We start from the raw sequence: 15,602 nt of genomic DNA, 5'->3' as shown, positions 1-15,602 counted from the left end.
GTGAATGAAGGGATAACGGTTGAAGTGAAGAAGGGAGAAAACACATTGCTGAAAAAATTATTCGGAATGGGCAAAACTCAAGAAAAAGTGACAGAAGAGGTTATTTATTCTCCGGCAGACGGTACAGTAATGGACCTGTCAGATGTGCCGGATCCAGTTTTTTCACAGAAAATGATGGGAGAAGGAATAGCGGTGGAGCCTTCTAACGGTGAAATCGTTTCTCCCGCTGAAGGTGAAGTCATTCAGATTTTCCACACCAAACACGCTGTTGGCATTCGGACTCGCTTGGGAATTGAACTGTTAATTCATGTCGGGCTGGAAACAGTTAATATGAACGGAGAAGGATTTACTGCCCACATTAAAGAGGGGGACAAAGTGAAGGTCGGTGACCCGCTGATTACATGTGATTTGGAATTAATTAAAGAAAAAGCGAGCAGTACAGTCATCCCAATCGTTATAATGAATGGTGAGGCTGTAGGATCAATTGTGCCGGCAGGCGAAAAGGCTGCCCGTAAAGGCGAATCAAAGCTCCTTACAATAAAAGCGAAATAAGCAGGGCATATGCCTTGCTTTTTTTATTCGATTGTATAAAATTTGCACCTAGTCATGCAAACAAATATTCGGTAAACTGTACTTGACAAAGAGGTGTAAAGAATGAAAAAGAAATCACTGACTGAACTCATTTCCGATTTGAAAGGAAATGAAAACGTTGTGAATTGGCATGAAATTGAGCCTCGTGAAGCAAAAACAAGGCCCATGCCTGAAAGTATAGATGAGAGGATCAAAGCTGCCCTTTCGAAAAGGGGCATTGATGAACTATATACCCACCAATATTCCGCTTTTCAATATGTGCAAAAAGGAGAAAGCATTGTTACCGTTACGCCAACCGCGTCAGGAAAAACGTTATGCTACAACCTCCCAGTCCTGCAGTCCATCGCCCAAGATGAAACAAACCGGGCGTTATATTTATTTCCGACTAAAGCGCTGGCACAAGACCAGAAGAGCGAGCTGAATGAAATCATCGATGAAATGGGCATTGACATTAAAAGCTTTACATATGACGGGGATACGTCTCCGGCAATCAGGCAAAAGGTGAGAAAAGCAGGTCATATTGTCATTACAAATCCCGATATGCTGCATTCTGCCATTCTTCCGCATCATACGAAATGGGTCAGTTTGTTTGAAAACCTTAAGTATATCGTCATTGATGAGCTTCATACGTATCGAGGTGTGTTCGGCAGCCATGTGGCAAATGTGATCCGTCGGCTGAAGCGGATCTGCCGGTTTTATGGAAGTGATCCGGTTTTCATTTGCACTTCCGCAACGATTGCCAACCCTAAGGAACTGGGAGAGCAGCTGACAGGCAAACCAATGCAGCTGGTCGATGACAACGGTGCCCCGAGCGGACGCAAGCATTTCGTATTTTATAATCCGCCAATTGTAAACAAACCGCTGAATATTAGAAGGAGCGCAACCGCAGAAGTGAATGAACTGGCGAAAGAATTCCTTAAAAACAAAGTGCAGACCATTGTTTTTGCCAGAAGCAGAGTTCGGGTGGAAATTATTTTAAGTCATATCCAGGAGCTTGTGAAAAAAGAGATTGGAACAAAATCAATCAGAGGCTATCGGGGAGGCTATCTGCCGAAAGAGCGAAGAGAAATCGAAAGAGGACTGAGAGAAGGCGACATTTTAGGAGTGGTCAGTACGAATGCCTTAGAGCTTGGTGTTGATATCGGCCAGCTGCAAGTGTGTGTGATGACGGGGTATCCCGGAAGTGTCGCAAGTGCTTGGCAGCAGGCTGGACGAGCCGGCAGAAGACACGGTGAATCTTTAATTATCATGGTAGCCAATTCAACACCGATTGACCAATATATTGTGCGGCATCCTGAATATTTCTTTAATCGTTCGCCGGAATCTGCAAGAATCAATCCGGAGAATTTGATTATTTTAGTAGACCACTTAAAGTGTGCGGCTTATGAGCTTCCTTTTAGAGCTGATGAAGAATTTGGACCCATGGAAGTCAGTGATATTCTTGAGTATCTTCAGGAAGAGGCTGTTCTTCACCGCAACGGCGAACGGTATCATTGGGCAAGTGAGTCGTTCCCTGCTTCAAACATCAGTTTGCGTTCCGCCTCACAGGAAAATGTCGTTATAGTTGATCAGTCGGATATTGCAAATGTAAGGATTATCGGTGAAATGGACCGTTTTAGTGCGATGACGCTTTTGCATGATGAAGCCATTTATTTGCATGAAGGCGTTCAGTATCAAGTAGAAAAGCTCGATTGGGACCATAAAAAGGCGTATGTCAGAAAAGTCGATGTCGAATATTATACGGATGCAAACCTGGCAGTTCAGCTGAAAGTATTAGAAATCGATAAAACGAAAGAAAAAAGCCGTACGTCGCTGCACTACGGAGACGTCACTGTCAATGCCCTGCCGACCATTTTTAAAAAAATAAAAATGACCACTTTTGAAAATATTGGGTCTGGACCTATTCATTTGCCGGAAGAAGAACTGCATACAAGTGCAGCTTGGCTCGAAATCAAAACAGCGGATGAAGACATCGGGGAAAAGACACTGGAACAGCTGCTTCTTGGCATCTCGAATGTGCTGCAGCATATTGTCCCTGTGTATATCATGTGTGATCGAAATGATGTTCATGTTGTTTCTCAAATCAAAGCAGCCCATACCGGATTGCCAACCATATTTTTATACGATCATTATCCGGGCGGTATCGGTTTGGCGGAGGAAGTCTTTAAACGTTTTTCAGACATTAATGAAGCGGCGAAACAGCTGATTACAAATTGTCCTTGTCATGACGGCTGCCCGTCTTGTATAGGTACGGAAATAGAAGGGATAAAAGCAAAGGAAAGAATTTTGCAGCTGTTGGATCAAATGTCGTAAGGAAGGAGGCCGGATATGTCATTAAAAGGGAAACTCCAGCGGATGAAAAAACACATGGTGCTCGACGAAGGAGAACAAAAAATAGAAGCAGGCAAACAAGAAAACCACTTTGATGACATCCCGTTTTTAGAAGAGTGGGAGGCTTTTGGCATGAAGCCTTTCTTCTTCGAAGATGAATACTGCCTCATCAGAGAAGTAGAATATCCGCTTTCTCACCGCCATGGGTTATACAGCTTTTCTGAGCTTGAGGAAGTGATCACACTGTGGAATCAAAGCGGCCTGTCGCATACGTTGTCAGCAAAAGGGTATAACAAAAACAACCTCTTTTTCTTTGATACAGAAACAACCGGTCTTGGGGGCGGAGCTGGGAATACCATTTTTTTGCTTGGGCATGCGAGAGTATATGAAGACCGAGTGACAGTCAAACAGCATCTTTTGCCCAAACCGGGGAATGAAGTTGCCTTGTACCAAAGCTTTTTAAGCGAGGTTGACATTACATCACTTGTGACCTACAACGGCAAAGCCTTTGATTGGCCGCAGGTGAAAACAAGGCACACGTTGATCCGTGACAGACTTCCGAAGCTTCCGGAGTTTGGCCACTTTGATCTTTTGCATGGAGCTAGACGCCTGTGGAAACACAAAATGGACCGCGTATCTCTCGGCACAGTTGAAAAAGAGGAGCTTGGCATCCGCAGACTAGAAGACACACCGGGCTACTTGGCGCCAATGCTTTACTTTCATTTTATAAAGGCGCAAGAACCGGATCTTTTAAAAGGTGTCCTGCATCATAATGAAATGGATGTGTTATCGCTCATTTCATTGTACATCCATATGTCTAAAAAAATTCTTTCAGAATCACATGCGCCAAAAGAACACAGTGAAGCTTATGCTATGGCGAAATGGTTTATGGCTCATAAAGAAACGGACCAAGCGATCAAGCAGCTGGAAAGGCTTATAGTAAAATCGTTTGAGGAACAGGACAATGCACGGCTGGATTTATCACTCCTGTACAAAAAACAAAACCGCTTGGAAGAAGCAGTGCCGCTTTGGGAAAAGCTGTCCCGCTCGCAAAACCAGAAGTGCAGATACGCTGCTGTGATAGAGCTCGCGAAATATTTTGAGCATAAGAAAAAAGAATTCGGAAAAGCATTGCAAATAGCAGAACAATTGCTTAGCGATGCGGCATGCTTATCAGAAAAAGAAACTGAAAAACTGCATGTGAGAATTGCCCGTCTGAAGAGGAAATATTCCTCTTAAATATTCCCCGGGAAAGCGCAAAAGACGACTTGTTTCGCCATGAATTTTTTTTGCTGAATTCACAGTGATTTTGTTGTAGAATAGCGGCGAATCCTGTAAAATGACGTTAGTTATTTTTAAAGGGAGAGTTGGTATGTATAAGGGTGTTTTTTACTTGTTCTTTGTTGTGGTATTTTTGATTGCTTTTGTGTTTTCAAACTTTAAAGACAGCTTAATTGCACACTTTTAAAATAGGTTATTGTATTAGAACATGTACCCCTTATGTTTCATAACTTAATATTGTAATAAAGTTATGGAAAGGGGATCTTATTATGTACCATTGCAGACCGCACGTGATGGCGCCGATTGTCCATCCTACGCATTGCTGTGAGCACCATACGTTTTCCAATACTGTCGTGCCGCATATTCATCCACAGCATACGACAAACGTAAATCACCATCATTTTGAGCATGTTCACTACTATCCACACACATACTCTAGCTATGATCCGACAACACATCAGCATTTTCAGGCAGGAAAACCTTGCTGCGATTAGTATTGAATCGTGCAGACTGATTGGTGTAACACGCAACAATAAAAATGGGGCCCTAAAGGGGACCCCATTTTTTAAAAGCAGGTGAAAACTTGAAAGTATTGGCTATTACGGGATATAAACCGTTTGAATTGGGGATTTATAAGCAGGATGATAAGGCGCTGTATTACATAAAAAAAGCGATCAAAAACCGGTTGATCGGGTTTTTAGATGAGGGATTAGAATGGATTTTAATTTCGGGCCAGCTTGGAGCTGAACTGTGGGCGGCTGAAGCTGCATATGATTTGCAGGAGGAATACCCTGATTTGAAAGTAGCTGTGATTACTCCTTTCTACGATCAGGACAAGAACTGGAAAGAGCCTAATAAAGAGCTTTATGAAGCTGTCCTGGCACAGGCTGACTACGAAGAAAGCCTGACTCACAGGCCGTATGAAAGTCCGCTACAGTTTAAACAAAAAAATCAGTTCTTTATAGAAAAATCAGACGCCTTGATGCTGTTATATGATCCAGAGAAGGAAGGATCTCCAAAGTATATGCTTGAGACGGCTGAAAAGAGACGCGAACGGGACGGGTATCCCATCTTTTTTATCACGATGGATGACTTGAGAGTGACAGTGGAGGAAGACAGCTACTAACAAAGAGAGAGAAATTTGACAACCGTACAGATTTCTGAAAAAATATATGTGATGATTCACGATACGAGGTGAAAAAGATGCTTGCTGATAAAGTAAAGCTTTCTGCGAAAGAAATTTTGGAAAAAGAATTTAAAACAGGCGTTAGAGGCTACAAGCAAGAAGACGTTGACAAATTTTTAGATATGATTATTAAGGATTATGAAACCTTCCATCAAGAAATTGAAGAACTGCAGCAGGAAAATCTGCAGCTGAAAAAACAGCTTGAAGAAGCCAGCAAAAAACAGCCTGTGCAATCTAACACAACAAACTTTGATATTTTAAAACGGCTGTCTAACTTAGAAAAACACGTTTTTGGCAGCAAGCTTTATGATTGATCACGCTTGAAAAAAATGGCGCTTGTAAATTGTAATCAGTTGTTATATAATAATTCATGTTCTTAACGTTCGGGTAATCGCTGCAGATCTTGAATCTGTAGAGGAAAGTCCATGCTCGCACGGTGCTGAGATGCCCGTAGTGTTCGTGCCTAGCGAAGTCATAAGCTAGGGCAGCCTTTAGAGGCTGACGGCAGGAAAAAAGCCTACGTCCTTCGGATATGGCTGAGTATCCTTGAAAGTGCCACAGTGACGAAGTCTCACTAGAAATGGTGAGAGTGGAACGCGGTAAACCCCTCGAGCGAGAAACCCAAATTTTGGTAGGGGAACCTTCTTAACGGAATTCAACGGAGAGAAGGACAGAATGCTTTCTGTAGATAGATGATTGCCGCCTGAGTACGAGGTGATGAGCCGTTTGCAGTACGACGGAACAAAACATGGCTTACAGAACGTTAGACCACTTACATTTTAAATGATGAAAACAAGCTCTCCCGTATAAGGAGAGCTTTTATCTTGAAAAGAGAAAAGTTTTAAAAGACAGGGTGATACGATGAAGAAGTATACACTAATTGCAACGGCGCCGATGGGCATTGAAGCTGTTGTCGCAAAGGAAGTACGAGATTTAGGATACGAATGCAAGGTTGATAACGGGAAAGTTATTTTTGAAGGTGATGCACTTGCCATCTGCCGTGCGAACCTTTGGCTTAGAACAGCCGACCGCATAAAGGTTCAGGTTGCTTCTTTTAAAGCGAAAACATTTGATGAACTGTTTGAAAAAACGAAAGCGATTAACTGGCGCTCATTTATATCTGAAAACGGGAAATTCCCTGTCATTGGAAAATCGGTAAAATCAACACTTGCAAGCGTTCCTGACTGTCAGCGGATTGTCAAAAAAGCAATTGTCGAAAAGCTCAAGCTGCAATCCGGCAAAGCCAATGATTGGATTGAAGAAACAGGTGCCGAGTATAAAGTGGAAATTTCTTTATTGAAAGATCAGGCTCTTATTACACTGGACTCATCAGGGACGGGCCTTCACAAACGAGGATACCGTGTCGATCAGGGCGGTGCGCCAATTAAAGAAACACTTGCTGCTGCTTTGGTGCAATTAACCAATTGGACGCCCGACCGCCCGTTTGTTGATCCTTTCTGCGGCTCCGGAACAATCGCCATAGAAGCGGCGTTAATCGGCCAAAACATCGCCCCGGGATTCAACCGCGATTTTGTTTCAGAGGATTGGGAATGGATCGGTAAAGACCTGTGGGACAAAGCGCGGCTTGAGGTCGAAGAAAAGGCAAATTATGACCAGCCGCTTACAATTTTCGCAAGCGACATAGACCACCGCATGGTTCAAATCGCAAAAGAAAATGCAGAGGAAGCTGGCTTGGGAGATTTAATCCAATTTAAGCAGATGCAGGTCAAAGACTTCACAACGAATCTGGAGTTTGGCGTAATTGTCGGCAACCCGCCATATGGAGAGCGCCTCGGCGAGAAAAAAGCTGTTGAACAGATGTACAAAGAAATGGGGCAGGCTTTCGAGCCGCTTGATACTTGGTCTGTGTATATGCTGACATCAAATGAAAACTTTGAGGAAGCATATGGCAGAAAAGCAACGAAGAAACGAAAACTCTTTAACGGGTTTATTAAAACGGATTATTATCAATATTGGTCAAAAGTAAGACCGCAGCGCAAGAAAACAGAAAACGAATAAAAAGAAGACGCTCTGCATGCGTCTTCTTTCATCTTTCAGCCATATTCTATCGTTACCAACGGTGAGCTTTCGCGTTGCTTCTCAATATAATGTTGGTTTGGGACATTTCAGTGTGACCGTTTACTTGAGACTTAGAACGTTTAGGCCGCGTCCAATTGTGATGAAACAGTTCAGAATGCTGATCTAATCGGTTTCTATAACTCATGTCAACATCACTCCCTGATAGAATATTGTTGATAAGACGGATAATCCAAAGACGGAATATCAAGGGTAGTTTGTGCATGTTTCGATGAAAACATGCGGTAAAGCATGTATATAAAATGAAAAGTTCGCATACAATGATGATTATTTCCATCAGAGGTGATCTCATGCTAAACAGCGAACATTTTAATCTTATTCAAAGGGCGCTTGACGCAACAGCAAACGAGCTGAAGGAGCTCGGGACTGATTCGTCTCCGTCTGTGATTTCGCATGCGCAAACTGATTTAGAAAAAGCAGTAGAACATATTTATTCAACAGACCATCCTTTTTTATCGTCGCATGTGATCAATCGCAAGTAAACTGCAAAAAACTTGGCAATGCCAAGTTTTTTTATTGTATTCATCAGCGGAAAATGATATTATTGGTGGTCTGAATGTCGAATAGTTGGGGGTTGGAACTAGGTGACAACATCACGTTTGCCTTTTTCTTTAACGAAAACAAAGAATTTTTATGAAGAATTGAACAATTGGATTGGTGACGTGTTTTACGATATCCTTCCCGAAAAAGGGTTTGATCTTCGGGATGAGCAAGTATTTATGGCTTTTCAGCTGGAGCGGGCGTTTAAAGAGAAGAAAGTCATGTTCGCCGAAGCTGGAGTGGGAACGGGGAAAACGCTGGTTTATCTTCTTTTTGCAATCAGCTATGCAAGGTATGTCGGCAAACCCGCCATCATCGCTTGTGCAGATGAAACATTAATTGAACAGCTGGTGAAAAAAGAGGGCGATATTTCTAAGCTGGCTGAGCATCTTGATCTGAAAATTGATACAAGGCTGTCAAAATCACATGAGCAATATTTATGCTTGAAGAAGCTTGAAAAAACAATGCAGCGTTCTGATGATGATAAATGGCTGGATCTTTATGAGTCGTTACCGTCATTTGTCCACGAGTCACAGGCGATGCAGCGCTTTTATCCGTATGGCGACCGTAAGCAGTACGCAAATCTATCGAATGAAGAGTGGTCTGACGTAAGCTACGACTCGTTTCAGGACTGTCTGACTTGTGATATGAGACACAGATGCGGTCTGACACTTTCCAGAGATTACTACCGCAAGTCAACGGACTTAATCATTTGTTCCCATGATTTTTATATGGAGCATGTGTGGACAGAAGAATCACGCAAACGAGAGGGCCAGCTGCCGCTCTTGCCTGATCATAGTGCAGTTGTATTTGATGAGGGGCACTTGTTAGAGTTTGCTGCGCAAAAAGCGCTAACCTACAGAGTGAAGCAGTCTACTCTTGAATTGTTTTTAGAACGTTTGCTGCAAAATGACATCAGAGAAGAGTTTGCAGAATTGATTGAAGATGCGCTTCTCGCAAACGACGAATTTTTCTATGTTCTTTCTGAAGAATCAAAGGAAGTAGCCGGTTCACACCGTTTAGAAATAAAAAATGACCAGCGTGTCAAAAAGGCGGCGGACGAGCTTTGCCGTTTACTTGATAAAATCGGTGAGGCACTTGTATTTGAGTCTGAAATGTATACGATTGATCAATACGAGCTGTCAGTAGTGGAAGAATATGTTGAACAAATGGCGTATTCATTATCTCTATATCAAAAGGATGCAATCAGCTGGCTGGAGAAAAAGGAAGCAGAATCAACTTTTGTCGTGATGCCGAGAACGGTAGCAGAAGTACTTGGCGAAAAGGTGTTTTCTAAGAAAATTCCTTATATCTTTTCTTCTGCTACGCTGTCAGAAGGCGGTTCGTTTGATTATATTGCTGACAGTCTCGGGATTCATGATTATTTGTCATTAACTGTTGATTCCCCTTATGATTATGACGAGCAAATGACTGTTAATCTATACACAAAAACAGACATGGCGGCTGAACAAAAAACGGCTGAGACGATTGAAACAATCAAACGTTACAAAGGTAGAACCCTTGTGCTATTCCCTTCTTTTGAAGAATTAAACGAGTTTAAAGAGCTGTCGGCTGCATGGGAGCTGCCGTATCCGATTTTCTTTGAAGGTGATGAAGAAATCAGCAGCTTAGTGGAGAAATTCCAAGAGGAAGAGGAAACAGTACTTTGTTCGGTTCACTTATGGGAAGGACTCGATATTCCTGGTGACGCATTGAAGAATGTTACAATTTGGTCATTGCCATTCCCGCCTCATGACCCTGTATTTACTGCGAAACGCAACGGAGCGAAAAAAGATCCGTTCGAAGAAGTTGATCTGCCATATATGTTGTTACGCGTACGGCAGGGCATCGGGCGTCTGATTCGCTCGAATCAAGACAGCGGCTCGATTCACATTTACGCTGGCGGAGAAAATGAACGTATCATTGATGAGATCAAAAAGGTCTTGCCTGTTGAACCGCATATGATGTAATAGGAAAAGCTGACGATCTTGTTCGTCAGCTTTTTTCATTGTCAACGGGATAGCCAGCCGCCATCAACTGCTAAAATATGTCCATTTACATAATCTGAAGCACGTGATGCCAAAAAGACTGCAGTCCCCCCGATATCATCCGCTTGGCCCCAGCGGCCGGCAGGAATTCTCTTTAAAATGTCCTCATTTCGCTTATCGTCATCCCGAATAGGCTTTGTATTCGCAGTAGAAATATAGCCTGGGGCGATTGCGTTGACCTGAATACCCGACGCTGCCCACTCATTTGCAAATGATTTTGTCAAACCGGCAACAGCGTGTTTGCTCGCGGTGTAAGCCGGAACGAGGATGCCGCCTTGAAAAGACAGGAGAGAGGCAATATTAATAATCTTTCCATGACCTCTTTTCAGCATGTGCCTGCCAGCCAGCTGTGTCAGAATAAACAAGCTGTTTAGATTGACATTCAGTACGTGCTGCCAGTTCTCTTCTGAAAAATGTTCCGCTTTTTCCCGATGAATGATTCCAGCATTATTGACAAGGATGTCGATCTGCCTGTTTTCAAACAGCTCAGCTGCAGAATCCTTTATCGCTTCCGGCTTGCTCATGTCCAATGTAAAAGATGTAAATGTCCGGCCTTCCTGTTCCACAAGCTGCTGTGTTTCAGACAGACTGCTTGTATGTGATGTGCCGATAATATCAGCGCCAGCCCCGGCCAGCGCTTTGGCAATTCCTTGACCGATCCCTGTTCCCGGGCCTGTCACCAGCGCTGTTTTTCCTTCTAATGAAAAGGCGTCATGCAGATAACCCATCTTATTTCAGCCCATCCATCGGAATGAGATCCATGTCCGTAAATGTGTAATTTTCTCCAGCCATCGCCCACACAAAGCTGTAGTTTGATGTTCCTGCGCCAGAATGAATAGACCAGGCGGGTGAAAGGACAGCCTGCTCATTACCAACCACAAGGTGGCGTGTTTCGTCCGGCTGGCCCATGAAATGAAACACCTTTGAGTCCTTTTCAAGATCCAGGTAAAGATAAGCCTCCATCCGACGGTCATGAACGTGTGCCGGCATGGTATTCCAGTTGTTGTTTTGATCTAACATCGTTATTCCCATCATCAGCTGACAGCTTTTAATGCCATCCTGATGAATGACTTTGTACAGGCTTCTGACATTAGACGCTGCATCATCACCAAGGCGGTCCGGTGTCAGTTCAGATAGGGCGGCTTTTTGAGTCGGATAGCTTTTGTGGGCACAGGAGGAGACGAAGTAAAACTTCGCTTTTTCCCCATTCAGGCTTGAAAACGCTACATCCTGATTGCCCATTCCGATATAGAGAAAATCCTTTGTTTGAAGCACATATTCATCATCGCCGACCCTAACGGTACCAGGCTGGCCAACATTAATAATTCCAATTTCACGCCGTTCCAAAAAGAAGTCAGTTTTTAGAAAATCACCTGCATCAAGCTTTAGTTCACTTTGCCCTGGAGCTGCTCCGCCGATGACAACCCGGTCTTCGTGTGAGTAATACATCGTAAGTTTGTTTTCCGTAAATAAAGTATCCATTAAGAAATGACTGCGAAGTTCCTCTGTTGTAAAGCGTTTTACTTGTTCAGGATGTACAGAATAACGATTTTCCATTATATTTCCCCCTTGGTTAGGATTTCAGCATCACTTGAATGAAAATATTTTGGTAACGGTTTCAAAGAAAATTTTAGGATAAATAGTGAAAAGAGTCAACGGAAAAATAATGAATTGACACATTATTAAAAAAACTCTTTCCTAATTTTAAAATTATGGTATTCTTTTGTTGTAACGGTTTTGAAATCGGTTTCAAATATATGAGATACAGGAGCACTTGAATGAAAAAGAAAACAACAGGCCATATGACCATCAAAGATGTAGCTGAATATGCAGGAGTTTCGAAATCGACAGTTTCCCGCTATATTAACGGAAAAATTGACGCGATTTCTCCTGAAAAAGTGAAAAACATTAAAAAGGCAATCGCAGAACTGAATTATCGGCCGAGTAAAATGGCTCAAGGTTTGAAAATAAAAAAAAGCAAGTTAATTGGATTTGTTGTAGCTGACATTACAAATCCTTTTTCGGTCGCTGCTTTCAGGGGAGTCGAAGAAGTTTGTGATCAATTTGGCTACAGCATTATGGTGTGCAACACAGATAACAGTCCTGAAAAAGAGCGGGAAATGCTCTTAAAGCTAGAAGCCCATTCGGTTGAGGGCCTGATTTTAAATGCAACCGGGGAAAACAAGGATTTACTGCGAGCTTTTGCTGAACAGCACATTCCAACGATCTTAATTGACCGGAAATTGCCGGATCTGAAACTGGATACCGTAACGACTGACAACAGATGGATCACAAAAGAGATTCTTCAGAAGATTTACAGCAAAGGGTATACTGATGTCGCGCTGTTTACTGAACCAATTTCCTCTATCAGCCCTCGTGCAGAAAGAGCAGCTGTGTATCAGGAAATGGCTGCGGTTCAAAATGTGAACGGGCTTGTCAAAATGTATGAAATTGACGTAAAGGACAAGGAGCAGCTTAAGGCGGCGCTTCGTTCTTTTCACAAGGAGATGCCGGAGCAAAAAAAAGCGATTCTGGCTTTGAATGGCTTGATTATGCTGAAAATCATCAGCTGTATGGAAGAGCTTGGCTTGAGCATCCCTCAAGATATAGGGATTGCAGGATTCGATGATACGGAATGGTACAAACTGATCGGTCCAGGCATTACAACGATCGCCCAGCCGTCACATGATATGGGCAGGACGGCGATGGAACGTGTATTAAAAAGGATTGAAGGTGACAAAGGAGCGCCTCAAACCATTGAATTGGAGGCAAAAGTCATCATGAGAAAGTCACTTTAATCCTAGGTGCCATCACTAAGAGGAGGTTGGGGAGAGATGAAGCTTGATGCGGTGACATTCGGAGAATCAATGGCCATGTTTTACGCAAATGAGTATGGAGGCCTTCATGAAGTATCCACTTTTTCTAAAGGGCTTGCCGGAGCAGAAAGCAATGTCGCCTGCGGCCTTGCCAGACTCGGATTCCGAATGGGATGGATGAGCAAGGTCGGCAATGATCAGCTCGGAACGTTTATTGTTCAGGAGCTTAAAAAAGAGGGAGTGGATGTGTCCCGCGTGATCCGCTCCTCGAACGAAAATCCCACCGGACTGCTGCTGAAGTCAAAAGTGAAAGAAGGTGACCCGCAAGTTACCTACTATAGGAAAAACTCAGCTGCAAGCACATTAACTTCTGCTGAATATCCGAAAGATTATTTTCAATGCGCAGGCCATTTGCATGTGACAGGCATTCCGCCTGCCTTATCAGCCGATATGAAAGACTTCACGTATCATGTCATGAACGACATGAGAAACGCCGGGAAAACCATTTCATTCGACCCTAATTTAAGGCTCTCGCTTTGGCCTGATCAAGCAACAATGGTACACACAATCAATGATCTGGCTGGGCTTGCAGACTGGTTTTTTCCGGGGATCACAGAGGGAGAGCTATTGACCGGAGAAAAAACACCTGAAGGCATTGCTAATTATTATCTGAAAAAAGGAGTCAGCTTTGTTGCTATTAAACTCGGAAAAGAAGGCGCTTACTTTAAAACGGAGACAAGTGAAGGATTTCTAGAAGGCTTCCCAGTCGACCGGGTGGTTGATACAGTCGGCGCCGGAGACGGATTTGCAGTCGGTGTAATCAGCGGTATCCTAGATGGTTTGTCGTACAAGGATGCGGTGCAAAGGGGGAATGCGATTGGCGCTTTGCAAGTGCAGTCACCGGGGGATATGGACGGTTTGCCGACCAGGGAGAAATTAGCTTCGTTTTTATCTGCTCAAAGCACGGTTTACCAAAAGAAAGGGGATTATTAATATGGAGTCCAAAATCGTTGAAAACCGTCTGAAAGAAGCACGGCTGATTGCAGTCATTCGCTCAAAGGATAAACAGGAGGCCTGTCAGCAGATTGAGAGTTTATTAGCTAAAGGGATTCGTGCAGTTGAAGTGACGTATACGACGCCCGGGGCATCAGATATTATCGAATCCTTCCGTAATAGAGACGATATTTTAATTGGCGCGGGCACGGTCATCACCGCGCAGCAAGCTGGGGAAGCTGCTGAGGCTGGCGCACAGTTTATTGTCAGTCCGGGTTTTTCAGCTGATCTTGCTGAACACCTTTCTTTTGTAAAGACACATTATATCCCCGGGGTTCTGACTCCGAGCGAAATTATGGAAGCGTTGACATACGGTTTTACGACATTAAAGCTGTTCCCAAGCGGTGTGTTTGGCCTTCCGTTTATGAAAAGTTTAGCGGGCCCTTTCCCGCAGGTGACCTTTATTCCGACAGGTGGGATACATCCGTCGGAAGTGCCGGATTGGCTTAGAGCCGGAGCAGGCGCCGTCGGTGTCGGCAGCCAGCTGGACAGCTGTTCAAAAGAGGATTTGCAGGCTGTTTTCCAAGTGTAAGGGGTATTGTTTTTTCATAACCGGAGGATGGGAGAATCCACAATATGAAAATCAAGGCGACAATTGAACGGGTACCTGGCGGAATGATGATTATTCCGCTATTTCTTGGAGCGGCGCTCAACACGTTTGCTCCTGGAACAGCGGAATTCTTTGGAGGTTTTACGGGTGCTTTGATTACCGGAACGCTGCCGATACTGGGTGTTTTTATCTTTTGCGTAGGAGCAACGATTGATTTTCGTTCTTCAGGCTACATCGCAAGAAAAGGAATCACGTTATTATTGGGGAAGGTCGGATTTGCGGCGCTGCTCGGCGTGATCGCAGCGCAATTTATACCTGACGAAGGCATACAATCCGGCTTTTTTGCAGGCCTTTCTGTTTTAGCAATTGTCGCGGTAATGAATGAAACGAACGGCGGACTGTATTTGGCGCTTATGAACCATATGGGAAGAAAAGAGGATGCTGGCGCTTTCGCCTTTATTAGTACAGAATCAGGTCCTTTTATGACCATGGTGACATTTGGTGTGACGGGACTTGCCGCATTCCCATGGGAAACGCTGGCAGCGACAGTGATCCCGTTTTTGCTCGGATGTATACTTGGAAATCTGGATCATGATCTAAGAGACTTATTCAGCAAGGTTGTGCCAGCGATCATTCCATTTTTCGCCTTTTCGCTTGGCAATACCTTGAATTTTGGAATGCTGATCCAATCAGGGCTGCTCGGCATTTTTATCGGAGTTTCTGTCGTCATTTTATCGGGCAGCTCCTTGTTTTTGCTTGATCGTTTTATCGCGCGGGGGGACGGTGTCGCGGGTGTGGCGGCTTCTTCTACGGCGGGGGCGGCTGTAGCTGTCCCATACGCATTAGCGGAAGCGAATGCCTCATTTGCGCCAGTTGCTGAATCGGCAACTGCAATTATAGCGACAAGCGTTATTGTCACCTCGCTCTTAACCCCGCTGGCAACAGTGTGGGTGGATAAAAAAATCAAACAGAAAAAGAGGAGAACACCTCCGCCAAAAAATCAAATGACGATCAACTGAATAAAAAGGCTGCCGCTAAACGTACCGGCAGCCCTTTTATACAAACAATTTGACTTTCATACCCCCTTCCATTAGCCTGTAATGGAACGG

Annotated in this window: 17 protein-coding genes and 1 other RNA gene; 15 read left to right on the top strand and 3 right to left on the bottom strand. The window is 43.8% G+C overall.

Annotated elements, in window-relative coordinates:
• Positions 1-45: 45 nt before the first annotated feature.
• From BLL41_RS11905 to BLL41_RS11865, 9 genes are all read left to right on the top strand, one after another.
• Positions 46-552: a PTS sugar transporter subunit IIA gene (locus BLL41_RS11905; RefSeq protein ID WP_071578116.1), complete on the top strand. Its 507-nt coding sequence runs from the start codon at positions 46-48 to the stop codon at positions 550-552.
• A 102-nt stretch (positions 553-654) separates the two neighbouring features.
• The gene (mrfA, locus tag BLL41_RS11900) at positions 655-2,904 is read left to right on the top strand and encodes an ATP-dependent helicase MrfA (RefSeq protein WP_071578003.1); all 2,250 of its coding nucleotides are present in this window, start codon (positions 655-657) and stop codon (positions 2,902-2,904) included.
• A gap of 15 nt (positions 2,905-2,919) precedes the next feature.
• Positions 2,920-4,161: a metal-dependent exonucleaseMrfB gene (gene mrfB / locus BLL41_RS11895; protein WP_071578002.1), complete on the top strand. Its 1,242-nt coding sequence runs from the start codon at positions 2,920-2,922 to the stop codon at positions 4,159-4,161.
• Between the two features lie 100 nt (positions 4,162-4,261).
• Positions 4,262-4,390, top strand: coding sequence for a hypothetical protein (locus tag BLL41_RS22630; RefSeq protein ID WP_003230707.1), 129 nt, complete (start codon positions 4,262-4,264; stop codon positions 4,388-4,390).
• A gap of 82 nt (positions 4,391-4,472) precedes the next feature.
• Positions 4,473-4,697 carry a spore coat protein CotD gene (gene cotD, locus BLL41_RS11885; RefSeq protein WP_040082809.1) on the top strand — a complete coding sequence of 75 codons (225 nt, stop codon included), beginning with the start codon at positions 4,473-4,475 and terminating at the stop codon, positions 4,695-4,697.
• An 89-nt stretch (positions 4,698-4,786) separates the two neighbouring features.
• Positions 4,787-5,329, top strand: coding sequence for an SLOG family protein (locus BLL41_RS11880; protein WP_071578001.1), 543 nt, complete (start codon positions 4,787-4,789; stop codon positions 5,327-5,329).
• A 77-nt stretch (positions 5,330-5,406) separates the two neighbouring features.
• Positions 5,407-5,703 (top strand): cell division regulator GpsB, encoded by a 297-nt coding sequence (gene gpsB / locus BLL41_RS11875; protein WP_003225629.1) that lies wholly within the window; start codon positions 5,407-5,409, stop codon positions 5,701-5,703.
• A gap of 65 nt (positions 5,704-5,768) precedes the next feature.
• Positions 5,769-6,150: RNase P RNA component class B (gene rnpB / locus BLL41_RS11870), an RNA gene on the top strand.
• Between the two features lie 100 nt (positions 6,151-6,250).
• Positions 6,251-7,408 carry a THUMP domain-containing class I SAM-dependent RNA methyltransferase gene (locus BLL41_RS11865; RefSeq protein ID WP_071578000.1) on the top strand — a complete coding sequence of 386 codons (1,158 nt, stop codon included), beginning with the start codon at positions 6,251-6,253 and terminating at the stop codon, positions 7,406-7,408.
• A gap of 52 nt (positions 7,409-7,460) precedes the next feature.
• Here BLL41_RS11865 and BLL41_RS11860 read toward each other — a convergent pair whose 3' ends face one another.
• Entirely contained in the window at positions 7,461-7,613 is a 153-nt protein-coding gene (locus BLL41_RS11860) for a YpzG family protein (RefSeq protein ID WP_010327933.1), read from the bottom strand.
• A gap of 163 nt (positions 7,614-7,776) precedes the next feature.
• Between BLL41_RS11860 and BLL41_RS11855 the strand changes: the two genes are divergently transcribed.
• Entirely contained in the window at positions 7,777-7,968 is a 192-nt protein-coding gene (locus BLL41_RS11855) for a hypothetical protein (protein WP_003246090.1), read from the top strand.
• 102 nt (positions 7,969-8,070) lie between these two features.
• Positions 8,071-9,996, top strand: a complete 1,926-nt coding sequence (locus tag BLL41_RS11850; protein ID WP_071577999.1) for an ATP-dependent DNA helicase — start codon at positions 8,071-8,073, stop codon at positions 9,994-9,996.
• 41 nt (positions 9,997-10,037) lie between these two features.
• On the opposite strand, the gene kduD is transcribed toward BLL41_RS11850, so the two are convergent.
• Both kduD and kduI read right to left on the bottom strand, forming a co-directional pair.
• Positions 10,038-10,802, bottom strand: coding sequence for a 2-dehydro-3-deoxy-D-gluconate 5-dehydrogenase KduD (kduD, locus tag BLL41_RS11845; RefSeq protein WP_071577998.1), 765 nt, complete (start codon positions 10,800-10,802; stop codon positions 10,038-10,040).
• A 1-nt stretch (position 10,803) separates the two neighbouring features.
• Positions 10,804-11,631, bottom strand: a complete 828-nt coding sequence (gene kduI, locus BLL41_RS11840) for a 5-dehydro-4-deoxy-D-glucuronate isomerase (protein ID WP_071577997.1) — start codon at positions 11,629-11,631, stop codon at positions 10,804-10,806.
• A gap of 221 nt (positions 11,632-11,852) precedes the next feature.
• Between kduI and kdgR the strand changes: the two genes are divergently transcribed.
• From kdgR to kdgT, 4 genes are read left to right on the top strand one after another with little or no spacing between them, the layout of a single operon-like run.
• Complete coding sequence (kdgR, locus tag BLL41_RS11835; protein ID WP_071577996.1) at positions 11,853-12,872, top strand: pectin utilization transcriptional regulator KdgR; 1,020 nt, start codon at positions 11,853-11,855, stop codon at positions 12,870-12,872.
• 36 nt (positions 12,873-12,908) lie between these two features.
• Complete coding sequence (gene kdgK / locus BLL41_RS11830; protein WP_071577995.1) at positions 12,909-13,883, top strand: 2-dehydro-3-deoxygluconokinase; 975 nt, start codon at positions 12,909-12,911, stop codon at positions 13,881-13,883.
• Between the two features lies 1 nt (position 13,884).
• The gene (gene eda / locus BLL41_RS11825; RefSeq protein WP_071577994.1) at positions 13,885-14,475 is read left to right on the top strand and encodes a bifunctional 4-hydroxy-2-oxoglutarate aldolase/2-dehydro-3-deoxy-phosphogluconate aldolase; all 591 of its coding nucleotides are present in this window, start codon (positions 13,885-13,887) and stop codon (positions 14,473-14,475) included.
• A gap of 44 nt (positions 14,476-14,519) precedes the next feature.
• Complete coding sequence (gene kdgT, locus BLL41_RS11820) at positions 14,520-15,512, top strand: 2-keto-3-deoxygluconate transporter (RefSeq protein ID WP_014477146.1); 993 nt, start codon at positions 14,520-14,522, stop codon at positions 15,510-15,512.
• Positions 15,513-15,602: the final 90 nt, after the last annotated feature.

Source organism: Bacillus sp. FMQ74 (assembly GCF_001875785.1).
Classification (GTDB): domain Bacteria; phylum Bacillota; class Bacilli; order Bacillales; family Bacillaceae; genus Bacillus; species Bacillus stercoris.
The sequence above is the reverse complement of the archived record's forward strand: the minus strand, read 5'-3'. Positions and strand labels throughout refer to the sequence as shown.

Bases quoted from the DNA above. Each gene is read 5' to 3' on its own strand.
- mrfA (WP_071578003.1), top strand. From the start codon at position 655: ATGAAAAAGAAATCACTGACTGAACTCATTTCCGATTTGAAAGGAAAT.
- mrfB (WP_071578002.1), top strand. From the start codon at position 2,920: ATGTCATTAAAAGGGAAACTCCAGCGGATGAAAAAACACATGGTGCTC.
- BLL41_RS22630 (WP_003230707.1), top strand. From the start codon at position 4,262: ATGACGTTAGTTATTTTTAAAGGGAGAGTTGGTATGTATAAGGGTGTT.
- cotD (WP_040082809.1), top strand. From the start codon at position 4,473: ATGTACCATTGCAGACCGCACGTGATGGCGCCGATTGTCCATCCTACG.
- gpsB (WP_003225629.1), top strand. From the start codon at position 5,407: ATGCTTGCTGATAAAGTAAAGCTTTCTGCGAAAGAAATTTTGGAAAAA.
- BLL41_RS11865 (WP_071578000.1), top strand. From the start codon at position 6,251: ATGAAGAAGTATACACTAATTGCAACGGCGCCGATGGGCATTGAAGCT.
- BLL41_RS11860 (WP_010327933.1), bottom strand. From the start codon at position 7,613: ATGAGTTATAGAAACCGATTAGATCAGCATTCTGAACTGTTTCATCAC.
- BLL41_RS11855 (WP_003246090.1), top strand. From the start codon at position 7,777: ATGCTAAACAGCGAACATTTTAATCTTATTCAAAGGGCGCTTGACGCA.
- kduD (WP_071577998.1), bottom strand. From the start codon at position 10,802: ATGGGTTATCTGCATGACGCCTTTTCATTAGAAGGAAAAACAGCGCTG.
- kduI (WP_071577997.1), bottom strand. From the start codon at position 11,631: ATGGAAAATCGTTATTCTGTACATCCTGAACAAGTAAAACGCTTTACA.
- kdgR (WP_071577996.1), top strand. From the start codon at position 11,853: ATGAAAAAGAAAACAACAGGCCATATGACCATCAAAGATGTAGCTGAA.
- kdgK (WP_071577995.1), top strand. From the start codon at position 12,909: ATGAAGCTTGATGCGGTGACATTCGGAGAATCAATGGCCATGTTTTAC.
- eda (WP_071577994.1), top strand. From the start codon at position 13,885: ATGGAGTCCAAAATCGTTGAAAACCGTCTGAAAGAAGCACGGCTGATT.
- kdgT (WP_014477146.1), top strand. From the start codon at position 14,520: ATGAAAATCAAGGCGACAATTGAACGGGTACCTGGCGGAATGATGATT.